18 protein-coding genes are annotated in these 23,409 nt (G+C 71.8%); 11 read left to right on the top strand and 7 right to left on the bottom strand.

Annotated features, from left to right (window positions below):
• Positions 1–103: 103 nt before the first annotated feature.
• Positions 104–679, bottom strand: a complete 576-nt coding sequence (locus tag EJ357_RS15360; protein WP_126392163.1) for a response regulator — start codon at positions 677–679, stop codon at positions 104–106.
• 12 nt (positions 680–691) lie between these two features.
• Positions 692–4,774, bottom strand: a complete 4,083-nt coding sequence (locus tag EJ357_RS15355; RefSeq protein ID WP_407698487.1) for a HAMP domain-containing protein — start codon at positions 4,772–4,774, stop codon at positions 692–694.
• Between the two features lie 192 nt (positions 4,775–4,966).
• Between EJ357_RS15355 and EJ357_RS15350 the strand changes: the two genes are divergently transcribed.
• Complete coding sequence (locus EJ357_RS15350; RefSeq protein ID WP_126392161.1) at positions 4,967–7,093, top strand: ATP-binding SpoIIE family protein phosphatase; 2,127 nt, start codon at positions 4,967–4,969, stop codon at positions 7,091–7,093.
• 214 nt (positions 7,094–7,307) lie between these two features.
• Complete coding sequence (hemW, locus tag EJ357_RS15345; RefSeq protein WP_126392160.1) at positions 7,308–8,540, top strand: radical SAM family heme chaperone HemW; 1,233 nt, start codon at positions 7,308–7,310, stop codon at positions 8,538–8,540.
• A 14-nt stretch (positions 8,541–8,554) separates the two neighbouring features.
• Here the strand turns inward: hemW and EJ357_RS15340 are convergent, their stop codons facing one another.
• A complete protein-coding gene (locus EJ357_RS15340; protein ID WP_126392159.1) occupies positions 8,555–9,364 on the bottom strand; it encodes a DUF3097 domain-containing protein in 810 nt (269 codons plus the stop codon).
• A 42-nt stretch (positions 9,365–9,406) separates the two neighbouring features.
• Positions 9,407–10,138, bottom strand: a complete 732-nt coding sequence (locus EJ357_RS15335; protein WP_126392158.1) for an MBL fold metallo-hydrolase — start codon at positions 10,136–10,138, stop codon at positions 9,407–9,409.
• 164 nt (positions 10,139–10,302) lie between these two features.
• On the opposite strand from EJ357_RS15335, the gene hrcA reads away from it, so the two are divergent.
• From hrcA to EJ357_RS15315, 4 genes are all read left to right on the top strand, one after another.
• Positions 10,303–11,319 carry a heat-inducible transcriptional repressor HrcA gene (hrcA, locus tag EJ357_RS15330; RefSeq protein ID WP_126392157.1) on the top strand — a complete coding sequence of 339 codons (1,017 nt, stop codon included), beginning with the start codon at positions 10,303–10,305 and terminating at the stop codon, positions 11,317–11,319.
• Complete coding sequence (gene dnaJ, locus EJ357_RS15325) at positions 11,320–12,456, top strand: molecular chaperone DnaJ (protein WP_126392156.1); 1,137 nt, start codon at positions 11,320–11,322, stop codon at positions 12,454–12,456.
• A gap of 102 nt (positions 12,457–12,558) precedes the next feature.
• Positions 12,559–13,635, top strand: coding sequence for a nitronate monooxygenase (locus EJ357_RS15320; protein WP_126392155.1), 1,077 nt, complete (start codon positions 12,559–12,561; stop codon positions 13,633–13,635).
• Positions 13,632–14,381, top strand: a complete 750-nt coding sequence (locus EJ357_RS15315) for a 16S rRNA (uracil(1498)-N(3))-methyltransferase (RefSeq protein ID WP_126392154.1) — start codon at positions 13,632–13,634, stop codon at positions 14,379–14,381. The genes EJ357_RS15320 and EJ357_RS15315 overlap by 4 nt, the downstream gene beginning before the upstream one ends.
• Positions 14,382–14,404: 23 nt before the next feature.
• On the opposite strand, the gene EJ357_RS15310 is transcribed toward EJ357_RS15315, so the two are convergent.
• On the bottom strand, positions 14,405–14,728 hold the full coding sequence (locus tag EJ357_RS15310; protein ID WP_126392153.1) for a hypothetical protein: 324 nt from the start codon (positions 14,726–14,728) through the stop codon (positions 14,405–14,407).
• 162 nt (positions 14,729–14,890) lie between these two features.
• Between EJ357_RS15310 and EJ357_RS15305 the strand changes: the two genes are divergently transcribed.
• From EJ357_RS15305 to EJ357_RS15285, 5 genes are all read left to right on the top strand, one after another.
• Positions 14,891–15,388, top strand: a complete 498-nt coding sequence (locus tag EJ357_RS15305; protein WP_126392152.1) for a hypothetical protein — start codon at positions 14,891–14,893, stop codon at positions 15,386–15,388.
• A 75-nt stretch (positions 15,389–15,463) separates the two neighbouring features.
• On the top strand, positions 15,464–18,673 hold the full coding sequence (locus tag EJ357_RS15300; protein ID WP_126392151.1) for a S41 family peptidase: 3,210 nt from the start codon (positions 15,464–15,466) through the stop codon (positions 18,671–18,673).
• A gap of 101 nt (positions 18,674–18,774) precedes the next feature.
• Positions 18,775–19,128: a histidine triad nucleotide-binding protein gene (locus EJ357_RS15295; protein WP_126392150.1), complete on the top strand. Its 354-nt coding sequence runs from the start codon at positions 18,775–18,777 to the stop codon at positions 19,126–19,128.
• Positions 19,129–19,150: 22 nt separating this feature from the next.
• Positions 19,151–20,056 carry a ribonuclease Z gene (locus EJ357_RS15290; RefSeq protein WP_126392149.1) on the top strand — a complete coding sequence of 302 codons (906 nt, stop codon included), beginning with the start codon at positions 19,151–19,153 and terminating at the stop codon, positions 20,054–20,056.
• Positions 20,057–20,076: 20 nt separating this feature from the next.
• A complete protein-coding gene (locus EJ357_RS15285) occupies positions 20,077–21,069 on the top strand; it encodes an adenosine deaminase (RefSeq protein ID WP_175647402.1) in 993 nt (330 codons plus the stop codon).
• Between the two features lie 21 nt (positions 21,070–21,090).
• Here the strand turns inward: EJ357_RS15285 and EJ357_RS15280 are convergent, their stop codons facing one another.
• On the bottom strand, positions 21,091–22,278 hold the full coding sequence (locus tag EJ357_RS15280) for an MFS transporter (RefSeq protein WP_126392148.1): 1,188 nt from the start codon (positions 22,276–22,278) through the stop codon (positions 21,091–21,093).
• Positions 22,279–22,509: 231 nt separating this feature from the next.
• The gene (locus tag EJ357_RS15275; RefSeq protein WP_126392147.1) at positions 22,510–23,295 is read right to left on the bottom strand and encodes an IclR family transcriptional regulator; all 786 of its coding nucleotides are present in this window, start codon (positions 23,293–23,295) and stop codon (positions 22,510–22,512) included.
• Between the last annotated feature and the right edge of the window lie 114 nt (positions 23,296–23,409).

The raw sequence follows: 23,409 nt of genomic DNA, 5'->3' as shown, positions 1-23,409 counted from the left end.
CAAGGGGAGGGGTGGCGGGGTCTGTGCGCGACTGCCGGTTCGTTGTGGCTGGTCGCGCCCTCGCGGCGGAGCCGCGGATCGACACAGCCCCGCGCCCCCCAGGTCAGGACACTTGCCGTCCGCCTGTCAGGTATTGCCGTAGCTCTCGGACCTGGCTGCGCAGCCTTTCGAGGTCCGGTTCCTTCCCGTTCAGTTCCTCCTCCAGAGCCGCCAGCCGTATGAGGAACTCGGCGCTGTGCGTCGGCTTCTGGGTCAGCAGGCGTTCCAGCTCCCGGCTCTTGCGGTACAGGTCCAGGAACACCGTCACCTTCGCGCGCAGCACCCATGGATCGAACGGCTTGGTCAGGTAGTCCGCGGCGCCGGTCGCGTAGCCGCGGAAGGCGTAGCCGGGGTCGTCCTCCGCTCCGGTCAGGAAGATGATCGGGACGTCCTTGGTCTGGTCGAGCCTTTTGATGTTCGTCGCCGTTTCGAAGCCGTCCATGCCCGGCATGCGGACGTCGAGCAGGACCAGGGCGAAGCGTTGGCGCAGCAGCGCCTTCATCGCCTCCTCGCCCGAACGTGCGCGGACGAGCGGCTCGTTGAGGGACCCCAGGACGGCCTCCAGCGCGATCAGGTTGTCCTCCATGTCGTCGACCAGGAGGATGCCGGCGCGCTCGTCGGTCGTTGCCTCAGCGCTCATGGTGTAGTGGCCTCATTCGGTGATGGTCGGCGGGACCTCTTCCCCCTTGGAAGTGCTCGGTCCCGGTTCTGCGGTGTTCTCCGGCTCCGCGGACTGTTCCTCTCCGCGTTCCGCGCCCTCGGGGTCCAGGAGGTCGCAGACGACGGTCAACAGCTGATCCACGTCCACCGGTTTCGGTACGTAGTCGTTGGCGCCCCGCGCGATGGACTTCTCCCGGTCGCCGGGCATCGCCTTCGCGGTCAGCGCGACGATGGGCAGGTCGGTCCAGCGCGGGGTGCGGCGGATGGCGGAGATCGTCTCGTAGCCGTCCATCTCCGGCATCATGATGTCCATCAGGACGAGTTCGACGTCCGGATTGCGCTCCAGGGTCTCGATGCCCTCGCGGCCGTTCTCCGCGTACAGCACCGGCATGCCGACCCTGCCCAGGACATGGGTGAGCGCGAAGACGTTGCGGATGTCGTCGTCGACGATCAGCACCCGTCGGCCGGGGAGGACGCGGCCTGCCCGGCCCGTCTGCCACGCCTCCAGCTTGGTCGGTGTCGGCCAGCTCTCGTCCGCGTCGTGGGTGGCCGTGAAGGGCTCGGCCGACAGTTGCTCCGGGATCGGCAGCGCGCGGTCCTCGGGGACCGGCCCGGTCGCCGCGTGGCCGGGGCTGACGACCGGGACGTACAGCGTGAACGTGGAGCCCTTGCCGGGTTCGCTCTCGGCGACGATACGGCCGCCCAGCAGGCCCGCGATCTCCCGGCTGATGGACAGACCGAGGCCGGTGCCGCCGTACTTGCGGTTGGTGGTGCCGTCGGCCTGCTGGAACGCCTCGAAGATCACCGGGAGTTTCTCCTGCGCGATGCCGATGCCGGTGTCGGACACCGCGAACGCGATCACCTCGTCGCCCTCGAGGACGTACTGGTGGTCGGGGTCCTTCACCCGGTTCACACGCAGCTCGACCCGGCCGGTCGCGGTGAACTTGATCGCGTTGGACAGGAGGTTGCGCAGGATCTGCTGCAGGCGCTGCTCGTCCGAGTACATCTCGCGCGGCACGTCCTCGCCGACCGACACCTCGAAGGCGAGCCCCCGGTCCAGGGTGAGGGGGCGGAAGGTGGCGTGGACGTAGTCGAGGAGTTTGATGAGCGGGAGCTTCTTCGGGCGTACGTCCATCCGGCCCGCCTCGATCTTCGACAGGTCCAGGATGTCGTTGATCAGCTGGAGGAGGTCGGAGCCGGAGCGGTGGATCGTCGTCGCGAACTGCACTTCCTGGTCCGACAGATGGCCGTCCGGGTTGTCCGACAGCAGGCGCGCCAGGATCAGCAGCGAGTTCAGCGGCGTACGCAGCTCGTGCGACATGTTCGCCAGGAACTCCGACTTGTACTGGGAGGAGGTGGCCAACAGGGCCGCCTTCTCCTCCAGTTCCGCGTTCGAGCGCTGCAGCTCCGCCTGCTGCATCTGGAGTTCGTCCGAGCGTTCCTGGAGCTGCATGGCCAGGCGCTGGGACTCGCCGAGCAGGGACTCCGTACGGGAGTTGGCGATGATCGTGTTGATGGCGACGGCGATGGTGTTCACGAACTGGTCGAAGAACGCCAGGTGCACGTCGGAGAAGCGGGAGAAGGAGGCCAGCTCGATCACGCCGAGGAGCTTGTCCTCGAAGAGGATCGGGATGATGACGACGCTGGTCGGGGCCGCCTCGCCGAGGCCGCTGTTGATCTTGATGTAGTCCGGTGGTGCCTCCTCGACGAGGATCCGCTTCTTCTCGCGGGCCGCCTGCCGGACCAGGCCGTGCACCGGGAGACCGCCGGTCTCGACGGTCGCGCCCTGCGCCGAGCCGTACCCGGCGATGAACGCGAGCCCCTTCGCCGGCACGGTCGTGCGCAGTGCGGCGCTCTCCTCGTCCGGGTCGGCCAGGAAGAACGCGCCGTACTGGGCGTTGACCAGCGGGGTCAGCTCGCGCAGCAGCAGGTCGGCGACCTCCATCAGGTCGCGGTGGCCCTGCATCAGGGCGGCGAGGCGGGCCAGGTTGGACTCCAGCCAGTCCTTGGCACGGGTCGTCTCGCGCAGGTTGGCCACCATCAGGTTGATGTTGTCCTTCAGCTCGGCGACCTCGCCGCGCGTCTCGACCGTGATCGAGCGGGACATGTCGCCCTGGGCCACGGCGGAGGCGACCTCGGCGATCGCGCGGACCTGGGTGGTCAGGTTCGACGCGAGTTCGTTCACGTTCGTCGTCAGGCGCTTCCAGGTGCCGTAGACGCCCTCCACCCGGGCCTGGCCGCCGAGTTGCCCCTCGGAACCCACCTCGCGGGCCACGCGGGTGACCTCGGAGGAGAAGGAGGACAGGGTGTCGACCATCGTGTTGATGGCGGTCTTCAGCTCCAGGATCTCGCCGCGCGCGTCCACGTCGATCTTCTTGGAGAGGTCGCCGTTGGCGACGGCCGTGGTGACCTGGGCGATGTTCCGCACCTGTGAGGTGAGGTTGTCGGCCATGTAGTTGACGTTGTCCGTCAGGTCCCGCCAGACGCCGGAGACGCCCAGCACCTGCGCCCGCCCGCCGAGCCGGCCGTCGGTGCCGACCTCGCGGGCGACGCGGGTGACCTCGTCGGCGAAGGCGCGCAGCTGCTGCACCATCGTGTTGACGGTGTCCTTGAGTTCGAGGATCTCGCCGCGGGCGTCGACGGTGATCTTCTTCGACAGGTCGCCGTTCGCCACGGCCGTCGTCACCTGGGCGATGTTGCGGACCTGGGAGGTCAGGTTCAGCGCCATGAAGTTGACGTTGTCGGTGAGGTCCTTCCACACGCCGCTGACGCCGCGTACCTGGGCCTGACCGCCGAGGTTTCCTTCGGTGCCGACCTCGCGGGCGACGCGGGTGACCTCGTCGGCGAAGGCGGAGAGCTGGTCGACCATCGTGTTGATGGTCGACTTCAGTTCCAGGATCTCGCCCTTCGCCTCGACCGTGATCTTCTTGCCGAGGTCGCCCTGGGCCACGGCCGTGGACACGAGGGCGATGTTGCGGACCTGGGAGGTCAGGTTGTCCGCCATGAAGTTGACGTTGTCGGTGAGGTCCTTCCATACGCCGGAGACGCCGCGTACCTGGGCCCGGCCGCCGAGGTTTCCTTCGGTGCCGACCTCGCGGGCGACCCTCGTCACCTCGTCGGCGAAGGCGGAGAGCTGGTCGACCATCGTGTTGATGGTCGACTTGAGTTCGAGGATCTCGCCCTGGGCGTCGACGGTGATCTTCTGGCTCAGGTCGCCGTTGGCGACGGCGGTGGTGACCTGGGCGATGTTGCGGACCTGGGAGGTCAGGTTCGACGCCATGAAGTTGACGTTGTCGGTGAGGTCCTTCCACACGCCGCTGACGCCGCGGACCTGGGCGCGTCCGCCCAACTGGCCCTCGGTGCCGACCTCGCGGGCGACCCTCGTCACCTCGTCGGCGAAGGCGGAGAGCTGGTCGACCATCGTGTTGACGGTCAGCTTGAGTTCGAGGAGCTCGCCGGTCGCCTCGACGGTGACCGTGCGGGTCAGGTCGCCGCGGGCCACGGCCGTGGTCACCAGGGCGATGTCGCGCACCTGGGCCGTCAGCCGGGACGCCATCGTGTTGACCGCCTCGGTCACGTCCCGCCAACTGCCGGACAGACCCGTCACCTTGGCCCGGCCGCCGAGCCGGCCCTCGGTGCCGACCTCGCGGGCGACGCGGGTGACCTCGCCGGTGAACAGGGAGAGCTGGTCGACCATCTTGTTCACGGCCCGGCCGAGGCGGCGCAGGTCGCCGCGTAACAGGCGGGTGCCGTCGTGCAGGTCGACGCGCTGGGTGAGGTCGCCGCCGGCCACCGCGTCCAGCACGCGCGTGGCGTTCGCCGCCGGGGCCACCAGGGCGTCGAGCAGTTGGTTGACGTCGTTGACCCGGGTCATCCAGCCGCCCTGTCCCGGGCTCGCGGACAGCCGTTCGTCGAGGCGGCCGTGCCGAACCAACTCCCTTTTGACGCGCTGCACTTCATTGTTGAAGTGCGTGCTGCGGTCCACGATCTGGTTGAAGACAGCCGTCAACTCGGCGACGACCCCCTCACCCGTCTCCGGGAGCTTGCGGAAGTCGCCGTCTCGAGCCGCGGTCATCGCGGCGAGCAGCGCGCGCAGTTCCGATGCTCGAATTTGACCGTCTTTCTGTCCGTCTTCGAGCACACGCGTAGCACGGTTCTCACTCATGGCGGCCCACTTCGGTAACTCGGTGCTTATGGGCGTGGCCAGTCTGTCACTCTGTCGGCGTCGACTGAGGCGTATTCGTCCGAACCGCTCGGGGAGCTGTCCATGGGGGCCATTCCGGTGCAACGGGAGACCGTTACCCGTGCCTCTGATGCGCCTGCGCACGAGGACGCGCGCCCGCGTACCGGGGAAGGTGTGCGCCCCCAGACCCGTACCACCCTCCCCGGCACCCCCCTCTCCCCGGGCTCCGCCCGCTCCCTCGTGCGCGCCACCCTCACCGAGTGGGCCGCCTCCGGCCTTCCCGGCACCGAGCGCGTCAGCGACCGCCTGGTAGAGGACGCCGTCCTGGCCGTCAGCGAACTCGTCACCAACGCCGTCGTGCACGCCGGTACCGATGTCGAGCTCAGCTGTCGGCTGGAGGAGGACACCGGCGCACTCCTCGTCGAGGTACTGGACCACCACCCCTCGCGCGCCCCGCGCGACGGCGAGGTCGACGCGCCGTACGAGACCCCGGAGTACGGCCGTGGCCTGCGGCTGGTGTCCCGGCTCGCCGAGTCCTGGGGTGTCACCTACCGCACCGGTGCCAAGACCGTGTGGGCACGGCTGCCCGCCGAGGATCCCGTGGTGGCCAGGGACGACATCGAGGCGTACGCCGAGGAGCGTGCGCTGGAGCGCGGGCTGCGCGTCGCGGAGATTCTCGCGCCGGAGCCGCTGCCGCTGTCGGCCGGGCCACCGTTCGCGGCTTCGGGCGAGAGGGGCGATCAGGGCGCTCAGGAGGACGCTTCGGTGTCACTCGGCCAAGGGAGCGCTCCGGCTTCGCTCGATCAGGGGAGCGCCCCGGCTTCCCTCGATCAGGGGGATCCTCACTTTCCCCCGCGCCCCGAACGCGAACGGGACTGGCTCAACCGAGGCGCCCTGTCCTTCCTCGCGGAGGCCTCCGACCTGCTCGCCGGGCAGCTCGACGAGAACCTCGTCGCCGCGCTCGCCGGTCAGCTGATCGTGCCGCGGCTGGCGGACTGGTGCGCGGTGTGGCTGGAGGACGAGGTCGCCGGGCGCTGGGGCTACCCCCGATCAGGTGAGGCCGGGGGCGGGGGAGGCCGGCCGGTGGACTTCGGCGCGGGGGCCGGGCCCCGGCTCGCCCGCGTCTGGCACGGCTCCGAGAACCTCATCGAGGAACTCCGCCGCGCCCTGGAGAAGGAGCCGCCCGAACCGTCCGACCAGCACCGCACCAGCCCCGTCGCCTACCCGTGGCCCGGTGACGCGCTCGGTGAGCGCGGCATCCGCGGCACGGCGCTCGCGTACCGCCTGATCGCGGGCGGCCGCCCGCTGGGCACGCTGGTCATCGGGCGGGCCGGCCTCAGCCGCTTCCCCGACGAGGTCACCGGGCTCGTGGAGGACCTCAGCCGCCGGGTGGCCCTCGCCATCGGCGCGGCCCGCCAGTACGCCCGGCAGGCCACCATCAGCCGGGTCCTGCAGCGCGGACTGCTGCCCGGCGCGGTCGCGGAGATCCCCGGGGTGGTCAGCGCCCTGGTGTACGAGCCGTGCGACAAGGGCGGCCCGAGCGGCGACTTCTACGACCTCTTCCCGGCCGGCGACGGCCGCTGGTGCTTCGCCATCGGCGACGTCCAGGGCAAGGGCCCGGAGGCCGCCGTGGTGATCGGCATCGCGCGGCCCTGGCTGAGGCTCCTCGCCAGAGAGGGCTACCGGGTCGCCGACGTCCTCGACCGCCTCAACCAGCTCCTCCTCGACGACGCCACGGAGGCCGCCGACGCCGCCGCCCGTGCCCTGGTCGGCCCGATGGCACCCGGAGACGGCCCGCAGACCCGCTTCCTGTCCCTGCTGTACGGCGAGCTGACCCCCTTCGACGGCGGCGTCCGCTGCACCCTGGCCTCCGCCGGACACCCCCTGCCGCTCCTCCTCGGCGCGGGCGGCGAGGTGCACACGGCCGCGCAGCCCCAGACCCTCCTCGGGGTCGTCGAGGACGCGACGTACACCAGCGAGACCTTCGAGCTGCGCTCCGGCGACACCCTGCTGTGCGTGACCGACGGGGTGACCGAGCGGCGCAGCGGCTCCCGCCAGTTCGACGACGGCGACGGCCTCGCGGCGGCCCTCGCCGGATGCGCGGGCCTGAACGCCCAGCTGATCGCGGAACGCATCCGCAGGCTGGTGCACGAGTTCGGCGGCCGCCCGCCGGAGGACGATCTGGCGCTGCTGGTGCTGCAGACCGAATGACCGGCGGGGCCGAATGACCGGCGGGGCCGGGTAACCGGTCGGGGTCGAGGAACCCGGCGGCCCGAGTAACCGCAGGGGCCGAGCAACCGGCGGGCCCGCAACCGGCAGGGCTGAGGAACCGGCGGGGCCCGAGGAACCGGCGGGCCCGGGCACGGCGGGCCCCGGGCAACCGGCGGGCCCGAAGCAACCGGCCGCGTACGGGACAATAGAACCCATGCCCTCCGCACTCCCCGACGGCGAGCCCGTCCCCGACGACGGCGCGCTCCCCGCGCCCGCGCTCGCCGGGTCCGCCGACCGACCCCTCGGCTTCTACCTGCACGTCCCGTACTGCGCGACCCGCTGCGGCTACTGCGACTTCAACACCTACACGGCGACCGAGCTGCGCGGCACGGGCGGGGTGCTGGCGTCCCGCGACAACTACGCCGAGACGCTGATCGACGAGATCCGCCTGGCCCGCAAGGTCCTCGGCGACGACCCGCGCGAGGTGCGCACGGTCTTCGTCGGCGGCGGTACGCCGACCCTGCTGGCCGCCGACGATCTCGTACGGATGCTGGGGGCGATCCGCGACGAGTTCGGACTGGCGCCCGACGCGGAGATCACCACGGAGGCGAACCCGGAGTCGGTGAACCCGGAGTACCTGGCCACGCTGCGCCGGGGCGGTTTCAACCGCCTCTCCTTCGGCATGCAGAGCGCGAAGCAGCACGTGCTGAGGATCCTGGACCGCACGCACACGCCCGGCCGCCCCGAGGCATGCGTCGCGGAGGCCCGCGCGGCGGGCTTCGAGCACGTCAACCTGGACCTGATCTACGGCACCCCTGGCGAGTCGGACGACGACTGGCGGGCCTCGCTGGAGGCGGCGCTGGGGGCCGGACCGGACCACATCTCGGCATACGCCCTGATCGTCGAGGAGGGCACGCAGCTGGCCCGCCGGATCCGCCGGGGCGAGGTTGCGATGACCGACGACGACGTCCACGCGGACCGGTACCTGATCGCCGAGGAGACGCTCACGGCGGCCGGTTTCGACTGGTACGAGGTCTCCAACTGGTCGACCTCCGAGGCCGCCCGCTGCCTGCACAACGAGCTGTACTGGCGGGGCGCCGACTGGTGGGGGGCCGGTCCCGGCGCCCACAGCCACGTGGGCGGCGTGCGCTGGTGGAACGTGAAGCACCCCGGGGCCTACGCGGCGGCGCTGGCGGCCGGGCGGTCGCCGGGGGCCGGACGGGAGCTGCTGTCGGGGGAGGACCGCAGGGTGGAGAGGATCCTGCTGGAGCTCAGGCTGCTGGAGGGGGCGCCGCTGGAGCTGCTGCGGGAGGACGGCCTCAGGGCCTCCCGCCGCGCCCTGTCGGACGGACTTCTGCAGCAGGAGCCGTACGACGAAGGACGCGCGGTCCTGACGCTGCGCGGGCGCCTGCTGGCCGACGCCGTGGTGCGGGACCTGGTGGACTGAGGGGCGCTACGGCGCTACTGCGGAGCCGTCACGAAGTCGATCAGCTCCTCCACCCGCCCCAGCAACTCCGGCTCCAGATCCTTGTAGGAGCCCACCCGGGCCAGAATCGCCTGCCACACCGCCCCGGTGTTCTCGGACGGCCACCCCAGCGCCCGGCACACCCCCGTCTTCCAGTCCTGCCCGTGCGGCACCCGCGGCCACCCCGCGATGCCCAGGGACGACGGCTTCACCGCCTCCCAGATGTCGATGTACGGATGGCCCACCACCAGGGCGTGCGCGCTGGTCACCGACTCGGCGATGCGCCACTCCTTCGTGCCGGGGACCAGGTGGTCGACCAGGACGCCGAGGCGGGCGTCCGGGCCCGGAGCGAAGTCGGCGACGATCGACGGGAGGTCGTCGACGCCCTCCAGGTACTCCACGACCACGCCCTCGATGCGCAGATCGTCGCCCCACACCTTCTCGACCAGCTCGGCGTCGTGCCGGCCCTCGACATAGATACGGCCGGCGCGGGCCACGCGCGCGCGTGCCTGCGGGACGGCGACCGAACCGGACGCCGTACGGGTGGGACGTACCGGAGCCGGCGACGAGGGGCGTACGAGAGTCACCACCTTGCCCTCCAGCAGGAACCCGCGCGGCTCCAGCGGGAACACCCGGTGCTTGCCGAAGCGGTCCTCCAGGGTCACCGTGCCCGCCTCACAGCGGATCACCGCGCCGCAGAACCCCGTGCCCGCCTCCTCGACGACCAGGCCCGGGTCGGCGGGTACCTCCGGTACCGGCTTGGGCTTCTTCCACGGCGGAGTCAGGTCCGGCGAGTACTGGCGCATTCGGATGACGATAGGAGAAGCGTGGGCCGTCTGGCGTACGGATCACCCCGACACGCCGAAGCGGGCCGCGAGGGCGTCGCGCTGGCGCCGCACGAACTCCGCGTCCACCACCGCTCCGTGACCGGGCACGTACAGCGCGTCCTCGCCGCCCAGCTCCAGCAGGCGGTCCAGGGCCGCCGGCCAGTGGGACGGTACGGCGTCCGTGCCGGCCTGGGGCTCGCCGGACTCCTCCACCAGGTCGCCGCAGAAGACCACCTCCGGGTCGCCCGGCACGAGCACCACCAGGTCGTGGGCCGTGTGGGCCGGGCCCACGTTCGCCAGCAGCACCTGCCGACCGCCGTCCAGGTCGAGGGTCCACTCGCCGCTCACCTGATGGTGGGGGTGGATCAGCGCGTCCACGGCCTCCTCCGCGGCGGCCGCGTCCAGGCCGTGGCGGACCGCGTCCGCGCGCAGCTCCTCGCGCGCGTGCCGTCCGTCGAAGACCGTGTCCATGCCCACCGCGCCGTACACCTCCGCGCCCGCGAAGGCCGCCGCCCCGAGGACATGGTCGAAGTGGGGATGGGTCAGCGCGAGATGAGTCACACGGTGACCCGCGAGCCACTGCGCCTGGGTACGCAACCGCGCGCCCTCCCCGAGGCTTGACCCGGCGTCGACGATCAACGCGGTCCCGTCCCCGACGACCAGCCCCGCCGTGCAGTCCCACACCGGCAGCCGGCACCGCCCCACCCCGGCCGCCAGCCGCTCCCATCCCAGCTCTTCCCAAGTCACCGTCATACAGGGACGCTAACCAAGACACGACCGGCCGGCACCGTCGTGCCGGACCGGCCTTGCCCGGGGCGTACCCCACAGCCGTACACTGGGCCGGGGACGGCTGGCACTCACAAGCGCAGAGTGCCAGGCAGGCGCCAAGGGGAACGACATCTGGAGGTGTGCGCGAGATGCTGAGTGAACGCAGGCTCCAGGTGCTGCGCGCCATCGTCCAGGACTACGTCGGGACCGAGGAGCCGGTGGGCTCGAAGGCCCTGACCGAGCGGCACAGCCTCGGCGTCTCCCCGGCGACCATCCGCAACGACATGGCGGCCCTGGAGGACGAGGGGTACATCGCCCAGCCGCACACCAGCGCGGGGCGGATCCCGACCGACAAGGGCTACCGGCTGTTCGTCGACAAGCTCGCCGGCGTCAAGCCGATGAGCCCGCCGGAGCGGCGCGCCATCCAGAACTTCCTGGACGGCGCCGTCGACCTCGACGATGTCGTGGCCCGGACCGTGCGGCTGCTCGCGCAGCTCACGCGGCAGGTCGCCGTCGTGCAGTACCCCTCGCTCACCCGGTCCACCGTCCGGCACGTCGAGCTGCTCTCGCTCGCGCCCGCGCGTGTGATGCTCGTGCTGATCACGGACACCGGGCGGGTCGAGCAGCGGATGGTGGACTGCCCGGCGCCCTTCGGTGAGGCCTCGCTCGCGGATCTACGCGCGCGGCTGAACAGCAGGGTCGCGGGGCGGCGCTTCACCGATGTGCCGACGCTCGTCGAGGACCTCCCCGAGGCCTTCGACATCGAGGACCGCGGCACCGTCTCGACCGTGCTCTCCACTCTGCTGGAGACGCTCGTCGAGGAGAACGAGGAGCGGCTGATGATCGGCGGCACCGCCAATCTCACCCGCTTCGGACATGACTTCCCCCTCACTATCCGCCCCGTCCTGGAGGCGCTGGAGGAGCAGGTCGTGCTCCTCAAGTTGCTTGGCGAGGCCGGGGATTCGGGCATGACCGTACGCATCGGTCATGAGAACGCCTATGAGGGACTCAACTCCACGTCCGTCGTGTCGGTCGGCTACGGTTCGGGCGGCGAGGCAGTCGCCAAGCTCGGCGTGGTCGGACCGACCCGCATGGATTACCCGGGAACGATGGGAGCGGTACGCGCAGTGGCACGGTACGTCGGACAGATCCTGGCGGAGTCGTAAGTGGCCACGGACTACTACGCCGTTCTCGGCGTGCGTCGCGACGCGTCGCAGGAAGAGATCAAGAAGGCCTTCCGGCGGCTCGCGCGCGAGCTGCACCCGGACGTCAATCCGGATCCGAAGACCCAGGAGCGGTTCAAGGAGATCAACGCCGCTTACGAGGTGCTGTCGGACCCGCAGAAGAAGCAGGTCTACGACCTCGGCGGCGACCCGCTGTCCCAGGCGGGCGGCGGAGGAGCCGGCGGCTTCGGCGCGGGCGGCTTCGGGAACTTCTCGGACATCATGGACGCGTTCTTCGGTACGGCGTCCCAGCGCGGTCCGCGCTCGCGCACCCGGCGCGGCCAGGACGCGATGATCCGGCTGGAGGTCGAGCTCGACGAGGCGGCCTTCGGTACGACGAAGGACATCCAGGTCGACACGGCCGTCGTCTGCAACACCTGCAACGGTGAGGGCGCGGCGCCGGGCACCTCGGCCCAGACGTGTGACATGTGCCGCGGTCGCGGTGAGGTGTCCCAGGTGACGCGGTCCTTCCTGGGCCAGGTCATGACGTCCCGCCCCTGCCCGCAGTGCCAGGGCTTCGGCACCGTGGTGCCCACGCCGTGCCCCGAGTGCGCGGGCGACGGCCGCGTACGGTCCCGGCGGACCCTGACGGTCAAGATCCCGGCCGGTGTCGACAACGGCACGCGGATCCAGCTCGCCGGTGAGGGCGAGGTCGGGCCCGGTGGCGGTCCCGCCGGTGACCTGTACGTCGAGATCCACGAGCTGCCGCACCCGACCTTCCAGCGGCGCGGCGACGATCTGCACTGCACGGTGACGATCCCGATGACCGCGGCGTGTCTCGGTACGAAGGTGCCGCTGGAGACGCTGGACGGGCTGGAGGAGGTCGACATCCGGCCGGGTACCCAGTCCGGACAGTCGATTCCTCTGCACGGGCGTGGGGTCACGCATCTGCGCGGCGGCGGGCGCGGCGATCTGATCGTCCACGTCGAGGTGCAGACGCCGACCAAGCTGGATCCCGAGCAGGAGCGGTTGCTGCGGGAGCTGGCCAAGCTGCGGGGTGAGGAGCGGCCGCAGGGGCAGTTCCAGCCGGGGCAGCAGGGGCTGTTCTCGCGGTTGAAGGACGCGTTCAACGGTCGCTGACCGGTGGGTGGGGTCGCTCGCCGGAGGGGCTGGTTTCCGTTGGCCCGCACCAAGGGACAGGGTCGATTCGGACTTGTTCGGGGGACGTGACAACATGCCGTCATGTCCTCCGCACTGACCGATCTCTTCCCCTTCCCGATCGTGCAGGCCCCCATGGCGGGCGGCGTCTCCGTACCGCATCTCGCCCAGGCCGTGTCCGAGGCCGGTGGGCTGGGGTTCCTCGCCGCCGGGTACAAGACCGCCGACGGGATGTACCAGGAGATCAAGCAGCTGCGAGGGCTGACCACGAAACCCTTCGGTGTCAACCTCTTCATGCCGCAGCCCGAGTACGCCGACAAGGCCGCCGTCGACGTCTACGCGCATCAGCTGGCCGGCGAGGCCGCCTGGTACGACACCGAGCTCGGGGACCCGGACAGCGGGCGGGACGACGGGTACGAGGCCAAGCTGGCCGTGCTGCTCGACAATCCGGTGCCCGTCGTCTCCTTCCACTTCGGGGTGCCCAGCAGCGATGTGCTGGAGTCCCTCCGGCGTGCCGGAACCTTCACCCTCGTCACGGCCACCACCCCCGACGAGGCCCTCGCCGTGGAGCGGGCCGGTGCGGGCGCGGTGATCGCGCAGGGTGTCGAGGCGGGTGGCCATCAGGGGACTCATCGCGACAATCCCGAGACCGACGGCACCGGCATCGGGCTGCTGTCGCTCATCGCGCAGATCCGCGAGGCCGTCGGGCTGCCCATCGTCGCCGCGGGCGGCATCATGCGCGGCAGCCAGATCGCCGCCGCGCTCGCCGCCGGTGCCAGTGCCGCCCAGCTGGGGACCGCGTTCCTCGCCACCCCGGAGTCCGGCGCCAACGCCCTGCACAAGCAGGCGCTGACCAACCCCCTGTTCGCACGCACCGAGTTGACGCGCGCGTTCTCCGGGCGGCCGGCCCGTGGCCTGGTCAACCGCTTCCTGCGCGAGCACGGCCCGTACGCCCCCGCCGCCTACCCCGAGGTCCACCACCTCACCTCGCCGCTGCGCAAGAAGGCCGCCTCGTCCGGCGACCCGCAGGGCCTGGCGCTGTGGGCGGGGCAGGGGCACCGGATGGCACGTGAGCTGCCCGCCGGGCAGCTGGTGGAGGTGCTGGCGGCCGAACTCGACGCGGCGAGGACAGCGTTGTCGGTCAACGGGGGGCAGCGATGACCGCGCCGGTGTTCGTGGTCGAGCACTTCGACGCGACCGGGGGAGGCCGGTATGTGCTCGACGGGCCCGAGGGCCGGCACGCCGTCTCCGTGAAGCGCCTCCAGCCGGGCGAGGAGGTCGTTCTCACCGACGGCGCCGGGCGCTACGCGCTGTGCGACGTGATCGGCACCGAGGGCAAGGACCAGCTGGTCCTCCACATGACCTCGGTCTCCGAGGAGCCGCCGCAACAGCCCCGCATCACCGTCGTCCAGGCCCTCCCCAAGGGGGACCGGGGCGAGCTGGCGGTGGAGACCATGACCGAGGTCGGTGTGGACGCCATCGTGCCCTGGCAGGCGGCCCGTTGCATCACCCAGTGGAAGGGCGACCGGGGCCTGAAGTCCCTCGGCAAGTGGCGGGCCACCGCCCGCGAGGCCGGCAAGCAGTCCCGCCGGGTGCGCTTCCCGGAGGTCGCGGACGCGGCGACGACCAAGCAGGTCGCCGCGCTGCTCGCCAAGGCCGACTTCGCCGCCGTACTGCACGAGGAGCGCGACTACGGCAGCGAGCCGCTCGCGACCGCCGAACTGCCCGCCGAGGGCGAGATCGTGCTCGTCGTCGGGCCGGAGGGCGGGGTGTCCCCGCAGGAGTTGGCCCTCTTCGAGGAGGCGGGCGCCAAGGCGTACCGTCTGGGCCGTTCCGTCCTGCGCACCTCCACCGCCGGGACCGCGGCGACGGCACTGGTCCTCGGCCGTACCGGCCGCTGGTCCTGACGTCGGTCGCGCGTTTCGCAACCCTACGGAGTGGCTGCGGCCCCGCGCCTGAGGTCCACCGCCTCGCCGGCCGCGGAGAACAGCTCCCAGCCGTCCGACTCCGCGCCGCCCGGCAGAAGTCGGCGCGCCTCGGCCTCGTCGACGAGAGCCCGTACGACGCCGGGTTCGCGCAGGTTGAGGAGGCTGCCGCGGCCGTCGGCGACGCAGCCCGGGAAGAAGTGGCCTTCGGCGACAACGCGGCCCGAGCCCGGCTCGCCCGCCCGGAACACGATCCGGGTGCGGACGCCGCTCGGTCTCCGTCGTCCTCCGCCGGGGGCGGCGCGGTCGGTCGGTCGTGGCGGCGACACCTGATAGTGACGTGCGCGAGCAGGGAGTGGCCGTATGCGCCCTACCGCGTCGGCGGGGACAGTGGCAGGCTGCCGTCCATGGGGGCATTCAGGAGGGTTTGGGGTCGCACGGGCCGCACAGGTAGCGCACGTTCGGCCGTTCGCCGCGCCCACGGTGTGCGGGTGGCAGGCGTGGCGGGGCTCGTCGTGGTCGCCGTCGGCGGGGCGGTGGCCTGTGATCCGGGCGGGCTGAGCAGCGCGACCGTGGCGTTCACGACCGACCAGACCGTGACGGAGGAGTTGGAGCGGCAGAAGGCCGATGTGCAGTGGCTCAACTGCACGGGCTCGTACGAGGGCGGCAAGGGCGGCTCCGCCGCGCCGACGGCGACCGAGAACACCGTGGTCAAGGTCGACTGCGAGGGCGAGACCAAGGACGGCAAGGACATCGTCGTCACCGGCCGGATCACCCGGGCCGTCAGCGGTTCGTGTGTGCGCGGGGACCTCGTCGCCAAGATCGACGGCAAGGAGTGGTTCCACGTCAACGGGCTCGGCGACTGCGACTCCGCGCCCTCGCCCGTCAATCCCGGCAACGGACAGCAGCCCGGGCCCACCGTCACGGTGACCGTCACCAAGACCGTCTACTGCAAGGAGCACCCGAACTGCTGGCCGGAGGGCAAGTGAGCGGGCCCCCAGGGGAGTTCGGGCAAGAGATCCAAAGGCCTGTCGGTGGCCGCCGCCCTTGCTTAGGGTGATCGGGTGACACAGACCTCGACCCCGGGCCCGTCCTCGTATCTCCGATATCCGCATCCGCACGGCGACCTGGTCGCCTTCACCGCGGAGGACGACGTCTGGCTCGCCCCGCTCGACGGCGGCCGCGCCTGGCGGGTCAGCGCCGACAACGTCCCGGTCAGCCTGCCGCGCATCTCGCCCGACGGTACGACCGTCGCCTGGACCTCCACCCGCGACGGCGCCCCCGAGGTGCACATCGCGCCGGTCGACGGCGGCCCGTCCCGGCGGCTCACCCACTGGGGCAGCGGACAGACCCGGGTGCGCGGCTGGACCCCCGACGGCCAGGTCCTCGCGATCAGCACCCACGGCCAGGCGGGCCGCCGCCGCACCTGGGCCCACACGGTCCCGCTCGACGGCGGACCGGCCACCAGGCTGTCGTACGGCCCCGTCGCCGATGTCGCGCACGGACCGCACCTCGTGCTCGCATCCGCGCCCATGGGCCTGGAGGCGGCGCGGTGGAAGCGCTACCGGGGCGGTACGGCGGGCAAGTTGTGGATCGACCCGGAGGGCGCCGGGGAGTTCGTACGGCTGCACGAGGAGCTGGACGGGAACATCGAGTACCCCGTGTGGGTGGGGGAGCGGATCGCCTTCCTCTCCGACCACGAGGGCGTCGGGGCGATCTACTCCTCCCTGGCCGACGGATCCGATCTGCGACGGCACACCCCCACCGACGGCTTCTACGCCCGGCACGCCGCGAGCGACGGCACGCGCGTCGTCTACGCCTGCGCCGGTGAACTGTGGCTCCTCGACGACCTCGACGGGGCCGAGCCGCGCCGGCTCGACATCCGGCTCGGCGGGCAGCGCACCGACCGGCAGCCGTTCCCGGTGAACGCCGCCCGCTGGTTCGGCTCGGCGGCCCCCGACCACACCGCGCGCGGCAGCGCGGTCGCCGTCCGCGGCGCCGTGCACTGGGTCACCCACCGCTCCGGCCCCGCCCGCGCGCTCGCCGCCGAGCCGGGCGTACGGGCCCGTCGGCCCCGTACCTTCCGGGCGGACGGCGAGGAATGGGTCGTCTGGGTGACGGACGCGGAGGGCGACGACGCCCTGGAGTTCGCCCCCGCGACCGGGCTCGCGCCCGGGGCCACCCCGCGCAGGCTGGCCGCCGGGCAGCTCGGGCGGGTGCTGGGGCTCGCCATGGCGCCCGACGGGAGCCGGGCCGCGGTCGCCGCGCACGACGGGCGGGTGCTGCTCGTCGAGCGGGAGACCGGCGAGGTGCGCGAGGTCGACCGCAGCGCGGACGGCGACGTGTCCGGGCTGGTCTTCTCGCCCGACTCGGCCTGGCTCGCCTGGTCGCACCCCGGACCGCGTCCGCTGTCCCAGCTGAAGCTCGCCAACACCACCGACCTGTCGGTCTCCGAGGCGACCCCGCTGCGCTTCCAGGACTACGCGCCGGCGTTCACGCAGGACGGCAAGCACCTGGTGTTCCTGTCGACGCGGGCCTTCGACCCGGTCTACGACGAGCACGTCTTCGACCTCGCCTTCGTGGTCGGCTCGCGCCCGCACCTCATCACGCTCGCCGCGACCACGCCGTCCCCCTTCGGCCCGCAGCGGCACGGCCGCCCCTTCGACGCGCCCGACAAGGACGAGACACCCGACAGCGAGGGCACCCCGACCACCCGCATCGACCTCGAAGGACTCGCCGACCGGATTGTGCCCTTCCCGGTCGAGGCCGCCCGCTACACCAACCTGCGGGCCGCGAAGGACGGCGTCCTGTGGCTGCGGCACCCCGTACGGGGCGCCCTCGGCGCCGCCCGGGCCACGCCCGACGACCCCGAGCCCAAGACCGAGCTGGAGCGCTACGACCTTCTCCAGCGGCGCGTGGAGCATCTCGCCGACGACGCCGACCACTTCGAGGTCAGCGGTGACGGCAAGCGGGTGCTGCTGTGGACCGACGGCCGGCTCAAGGTCGTCCCCAGCGACCGGCGGGCCTCCGGCGACGAGGACAGCGACTCGAACATCACCGTGGACCTGACGCGCGTACGGCAGACGGTCGACCCGTCGGCCGAGTGGCGGCAGATGTTCGAGGAGACCGGCCGCATCATGCGGGACCACTTCTGGCGGCCGGACATGAGCGGCGTGGACTGGGCGGGTGTGCTGGACCGCTACCGTCCGCTGGTGGATCGCGTGGCGACCCACGACGACCTGATGGACCTGCTGTGGGAGGTCCAGGGCGAGCTGGGCACCTCGCACGCGTACGTCTCGCCGCGCGGCGGCTACGGCGGCGGGGCCCGGCAGGGTCTTCTCGGCGCCGACATCTCCCGCCATCCGGACGGGAGTTGGCGCATCGACCGGATCCTGCCCTCGGAGACCTCCGACCCTGAGGCCCGGGCACCGCTGGCCGCACCCGGGGTCGCGGTGCGGGCCGGCGACGCGATCGTGGCCGTGTCCGGGGTGCCGGTGGATCCGGTGACCGGACCCGGGGCACTGCTGGTCGGTACGGCGGGCAAGGCGGTGGAGCTGACGATCTCGCCGGCGGGCGGCGGGGACGTACGGCATGCCGTCGTGGTCCCGATCGCGGACGAGCAGCCGCTCAGGTACCACGCGTGGGTCGCCGACCGGCGGGCGTACGTCCACGAGAAGTCCGGCGGACGGCTGGGCTATCTGCACGTGCCGGACATGCAGGCGCCGGGGTGGGCCCAGATCCACCGTGACCTGCGGGTCGAGGTGGCCCGGGACGGGCTCGTCGTGGACGTCCGCGAGAACGGCGGCGGCCACACCTCGCAGCTCGTCGTGGAGAAGCTGGCCCGCCGGATCGTGGGCTGGGAACTGCCGCGCGGGATGCGGCCGTTCAGCTATCCGACGGACGCCCCGCGAGGGCCCGTGGTGGCGGTGGCGAACGAGTTCTCCGGCTCCGACGGGGACATCGTCAACGCGGCCATCAAGGCGCTGGGGCTCGGCCCGGTGGTCGGAACCCGGACATGGGGCGGCGTGATCGGCATCGACAGCCGATACCGCCTGGTCGACGGCACACTGATCACCCAGCCGAAGTACGCCATCTGGCTGGAGGGCTACGGCTGGGACGTGGAGAACCACGGCGTCGACCCGGACGTGGAGGTACTCCAGCGCCCGCAGGACTACGTGGCCGGCCGTGACACCCAACTGGACGAGGCGATCCGCATCGCATTGGAGGGCCTGGAGCAACACCCGGCCAAAACGCCGCCCAGTCTGCCCACCTAAGGGGCGCGGGGAACTGCGCGACCAGCCACCGACTACGGCTGGCCGACGACGATACGATGCCCCCCGTAAACCGAACCGGCCCAACCCCCGGAGGGACCCGCATGGCAGCGGAGCCGCAGGACGACTGCCTGTTCTGCAAGATCGTCGAGGGCCACGTCCCGGCGACGATCGTGCGGGAGACGGAGACGACCGTCGCCTTCCGGGACATAAACCCTCAGGCGCCCACGCACGTCCTGGTCATCCCGAAGGCTCACTACCCGAACGCCGCCGCCCTCGCCGCCGCCGAGCCGACGCTCGCCGCGGACGTCCTGCGCGAGGCCCAGGCCGTCGCCGACGAGGACAAGCTGGAGAGCTACCGCATCGTCTTCAACACCGGTGCGGGCGCCGGGCAGACGGTCTGGCACGCCCACGCCCACATCCTCGGCGGGCGCGGCATGCAGTGGCCCCCCGGGTAACGAGAAGTAAGCCGAAGTCACCGTGTCCGTACGTGAATTGGTCGTGCTCGGGACCGCGAGCCAGGTCCCGACACGGCACCGCAACCACAATGGCTATCTGCTGCGCTGGGACGGAGAGGGCATTCTCTTCGATCCCGGCGAGGGCACGCAGCGGCAGATGCTGCGTGCCGGAGTCGCGGCGCACGACCTGAACCGGATCTGCGTCACCCACTTCCACGGGGACCACTCGCTCGGCCTCGCCGGCGTCATCCAGCGGATCAACCTCGACAAGGTTCCGCACCCCCTCACCGCGCACTACCCGCTCTCCGGGCAGCGCTTCTTCGACCGGCTGCGCTACGCCACCGCCTACCGTGAGACCGTCGACATCGCCCAGGAGCCGATCAGCACCGACGGGGTCATCGCCGACACCGGCGGCTACGCGCTGCACACCGCCCGGCTGTCGCACCCCGTCGAGTCGTACGGCTATCGCCTGGTCGAACCCGACGGGCTCCGCATGCTGCCCGACCGGCTCGCCGCGCACGGCATCAAGGGGCCGGACGTCGGGCGGCTCCAGCGGGAAGGGGTGCTCGGCGGGGTCTCGCTCGACGAGGTCAGTGAGGTGCGGCGCGGGCAGCGGTTCGCGTTCGTCATGGACACCCGGCTGTGCGACGGGGTGTACACCCTCGCCGACGGCTGCGACATGCTCGTCATCGAGTCCACCTTCCTGGACGAGGACACCGAACTCGCCGTCGAGCATGGTCATCTGACCGCCGGTCAGGCCGCTCGCGTCGCCCTCGACTGCGGCGTGCGGCATCTCGTGCTCACCCACTTCAGCCAGCGCTACACCGAGCCCGACGAGTTCGAGCGGCAGGCCCGGGACGCGGGCTTCGACGGGGAGCTGACGGTCGCGCACGACCTGCTGCGGGTGCCGTTGCCGAAGCGGCGCTGACCTCGCCGTACGATGCTTCGATGCCCCTCCCCAAAGCAGAGCTGCACCTCCACGTCGAGGGCACCCTCGAACCCGAGCTCGCCTTCGAACTGGCCGCCCGCAACGGTGTGCGGCTGCCGTACGGCGACACCGACGAGCTGCGCAAGGCCTACCAGTTCGAGGACCTCCAGTCGTTCCTGAACCTGTACTACGAGCTCATGGCCGTCCTGCGCACCGAGCAGGACTTCGCGGACCTCGCGAACGCCTATCTCGCCCGCGCCGCCGCCCAGGGCGTGCGGCACGCGGAGATCTTCTTCGACCCGCAGGCGCACACCAAGCGGGGCGTCGAGTTGGGCACGGTCGTCGAGGGACTGTGGCGGGCGCTGGGGAGCAGCGAGGCGAACCACGGCGTCTCCACCCGGCTCATCATGTGTTTCCTGCGCGACGACTCCGCCGAGTCGGCCATGGAGACGCTGCGGGCCGCCGAACCTTATCTCGACCGGATCACCGGCGTCGGCCTCGACTCGGCCGAGGTCGGGCATCCGCCGGTGAAGTTCCGCGAGGTCTACGAGGCCGCCGCCGCGCTCGGCCTGCGCCGCGTCGCGCACGCCGGCGAGGAGGGACCGCCCGCCTACATCACCGAGGCCCTCGACGTCCTCGGCGTCGAGCGCGTCGACCACGGGCTGCGGTGCATGGAGGACCCGGCGCTGGTCGAGCGGCTGGTGCGGGAGCGGGTGCCGTTGACGCTGTGTCCGCTGTCGAACGTGCGGCTGCGGACCGTCGACGTCCTCGCCGACCACCCGCTGCCCGCGATGCTCGACGCCGGGCTGATGTGCACGGTCAACTCCGACGACCCTGCCTACTTCGGCGGCTACGCCGGCGACAACTTCGACGCGGTGCGCTCGACGCTGGGCCTGAGCGAGGACAGGCTGCGCGAGCTCGCCCGGAACTCCTTTGCGGCGTCCTTCCTGGAGGACGACGAGGAGAGGCGGGAGAGGTATCTCGCGGAGGTCGAGGCGTACGAGTTCCCCTAGCCGAGTGCCTCCTCAAGGCGCTCAGGCCGCTGTTGCCTTGTCGTAGGCAGGTGCCTCCACCGGGATCTCCACCACCGGCAGCGGGCGCCTGCCCGCGCCCAGCGCGACCACCGTCAGTGGTACGGCGATCACCAGCAGCCCGGCCGCCAGCACCGCCCCCATGACCGGGAACCCGGCCTGCGCCGACAGCACGCTCCCGGTCAGCGGGCCCGCCGCGGTGCCCAGCGACGACGCCGAACCGACGAGCACCGCCCAGCGGCCGCGCCCGTCGAGGGAGGCGGCGAGGCCGATGACGTAGGACAGGACGATCGGGTAGAGCGTGTTCCAGGCGATCTCGCCGGTCGCGAAGGTCGGCAGGTCGGTGGCGGACGCGCTGAGCGTGATGCAGGCCGCGATGAGGGCCGTACCGGCGCCGATGGGCAGCGCGCGGCCGAGGCGCGGGCCGAGCGCGCCCGCACCGGTGACGCCGAGCAGCCCGGCGCCGAGCGCGATGGCGAACACCGCGCCGACCGTGGCCTCGGTCAGGTGCGCCTGCGTCAGACCGATCCGGCCGCTGACGCCCCAGAGGGAGTTCTGGGCGAGGGACCAGCACAGCATGCAGCCGGCGAGGGTCAGGCCCTGGCGGCGGTGAGGGAGGGGGGACCTGCCCCAACCGCTGTGCAGCGACGTGGCCGCGGCGGCCGGGAGCCGGCCCGTCAGCGGCCATACGGCCAGTGCGGTGAGGGCGATCGCGGCGAGGGGGAGGCCGTGGCCGGGGCCGAGGTGGGGGACCGTCAGGTAGACGGCGCCCGCGAGGGCGGAGACGCCCAGGAGGCCGACCGTGGTGGCTCGGTGCGGGTCCGGCTGGGCGGCGATGCGGGTGGCGGCGACCGCGGTGGCCGTACCGGATCCGAAGCCGCCGACGAGCACGCCGAGGACGACGGCCGGTACGGAGTGCGCGAGCGCCGCGCCGCCGTAGCCGAGGAGCGCGAGGGTGAGGCCGAGGCGGGCCAGTCTGCGGGCCCCGATCCGCTCGACCCGCGATGCCAGCGCGAACCCGGCCGACGCCGAGCTCAGCAGCAGTGCGCTGCCGACGGCGCCGGCCTGGGTGGAGGACAGCGGAAGTCCGGAGTCGAGCCTGCCGACGACGGTCGGCAGCAGATACGGGGCGAGGTACCCGGCCGTGAAAAGGGCGACGAGGGGCCAGGGGGTGGTGCGGGGGGCGAACACGGGCGTTCCCAGGGCATGCGAAAGGAGCGGCTCGAGAGGAGCCAAGAGGGGGAGGAGCGCAGGCCGTCGACGGACAGGAACGCGCGGAGAATTTGTATCAAGCGGGGGGAGGCGTGAAGAAGCGCGGGGGGTGTGATGTGGGGCACGTTCTGTTTGGGGTGGGGGAGGCCGGGTAGAAGAGCGCCCCGCACGGGCTCTGTGTGCGCCTCGCGCGGGCCTCGGACCGGGCCCTCACCTGCGCCAGTGCACCGACCCGCCGCCGCCCGGAACCGTCGCCTCGATCTTCGCCCTGATCTCCCGCATGACCGCGACGATCCGCTCCTCGTGCCCCGCCGACAGCCGTGCCACCGGCACTGAGCAACTGATCGCGTCCTGGGCCGGGATGTCGTAGCGCAGGGCGAATCCGAAGCCGACGATGCCGAGGACGCCCTCCTCGCGGTCGACCGAGTAGCCCCGCGCCCGCACCTCGGCGAGGTCCGCGGCGAGCAAGTCGCGGGTGGTGTGGGTGTTGGGGGTGAGGGCCTCGTACGGGCCCTCGGCCAGCTCCGCCTCCGGGCGTTCCGCCAGGAGTGCCTTGCCCAGTGCCCCCGCGTGCGCCGGGAGGCGGCGGCCGACGCGGCTGATGGTCCGCAGGTATTCGTGCGACTCGCGCGTCGCCAGGTATGCCACGTCCCGGCCGTCCAGCCGGCCCAGGTGGATCGTCTCGCCCAGCGCGTCGGAGGCCTCGTCGAGATACGGGCGTACGACGCGGACGAGCGGGTCGGAGTCGAGGTAGCTGGTGCCGGTGAGCAGGGCGTGGATGCCGATGCCGTAGAGCGAGCCGGTGACGTCGGTGCGGACCCAGCCGCGGGAGATCAGGGTCTGCAGCAGCGCGTACATGGAGCTGCGCGGCACCTCCAGCTCGTCGGCCAGCTCCTGGAGGCGTGCCGGGCGGTCGCCGCGCGCGGCGAGGAGTTCCAGCAACTCGACCGTCCGCGCCGCGGACTTCACCTCGCGGACGCCGCCTGTCTCCGACATGGGGCGATGGTAATCGGATCGAATCGGCTCGACCGCGCCATTGACGGTCGGCGTTCGCGTATCTAATCTCCATTTTTATACGTGGATGACATCTACATGGGGAGATGGCGAGGG

Origin of the sequence: Streptomyces cyaneochromogenes, from assembly GCF_003963535.1 — a bacterium.
Classification (GTDB): domain Bacteria; phylum Actinomycetota; class Actinomycetes; order Streptomycetales; family Streptomycetaceae; genus Streptomyces; species Streptomyces shaanxiensis.
Note: the sequence above shows the minus strand (reverse complement) of the source record. Positions and strands in the feature narration are given on the sequence as shown.

What these genes read in the sequence shown, in the direction of transcription:
- EJ357_RS15275 (WP_126392147.1), bottom strand. Translation starts at nt 23,295, where the DNA reads ATGTCGGAGACAGGCGGCGTCCGCGAGGTGAAGTCCGCGGCGCGGACG.
- EJ357_RS15295 (WP_126392150.1), top strand. Translation starts at nt 18,775, where the DNA reads ATGGCAGCGGAGCCGCAGGACGACTGCCTGTTCTGCAAGATCGTCGAG.
- hrcA (WP_126392157.1), top strand. Translation starts at nt 10,303, where the DNA reads ATGCTGAGTGAACGCAGGCTCCAGGTGCTGCGCGCCATCGTCCAGGAC.
- EJ357_RS15350 (WP_126392161.1), top strand. Translation starts at nt 4,967, where the DNA reads ATGGGGGCCATTCCGGTGCAACGGGAGACCGTTACCCGTGCCTCTGAT.
- hemW (WP_126392160.1), top strand. Translation starts at nt 7,308, where the DNA reads ATGCCCTCCGCACTCCCCGACGGCGAGCCCGTCCCCGACGACGGCGCG.
- EJ357_RS15285 (WP_175647402.1), top strand. Translation starts at nt 20,077, where the DNA reads ATGCCCCTCCCCAAAGCAGAGCTGCACCTCCACGTCGAGGGCACCCTC.
- EJ357_RS15320 (WP_126392155.1), top strand. Translation starts at nt 12,559, where the DNA reads ATGTCCTCCGCACTGACCGATCTCTTCCCCTTCCCGATCGTGCAGGCC.
- EJ357_RS15355 (WP_407698487.1), bottom strand. Translation starts at nt 4,774, where the DNA reads ATGACCGCGGCTCGAGACGGCGACTTCCGCAAGCTCCCGGAGACGGGT.
- EJ357_RS15360 (WP_126392163.1), bottom strand. Translation starts at nt 679, where the DNA reads ATGAGCGCTGAGGCAACGACCGACGAGCGCGCCGGCATCCTCCTGGTC.
- EJ357_RS15335 (WP_126392158.1), bottom strand. Translation starts at nt 10,138, where the DNA reads ATGACGGTGACTTGGGAAGAGCTGGGATGGGAGCGGCTGGCGGCCGGG.
- EJ357_RS15340 (WP_126392159.1), bottom strand. Translation starts at nt 9,364, where the DNA reads ATGCGCCAGTACTCGCCGGACCTGACTCCGCCGTGGAAGAAGCCCAAG.
- EJ357_RS15315 (WP_126392154.1), top strand. Translation starts at nt 13,632, where the DNA reads ATGACCGCGCCGGTGTTCGTGGTCGAGCACTTCGACGCGACCGGGGGA.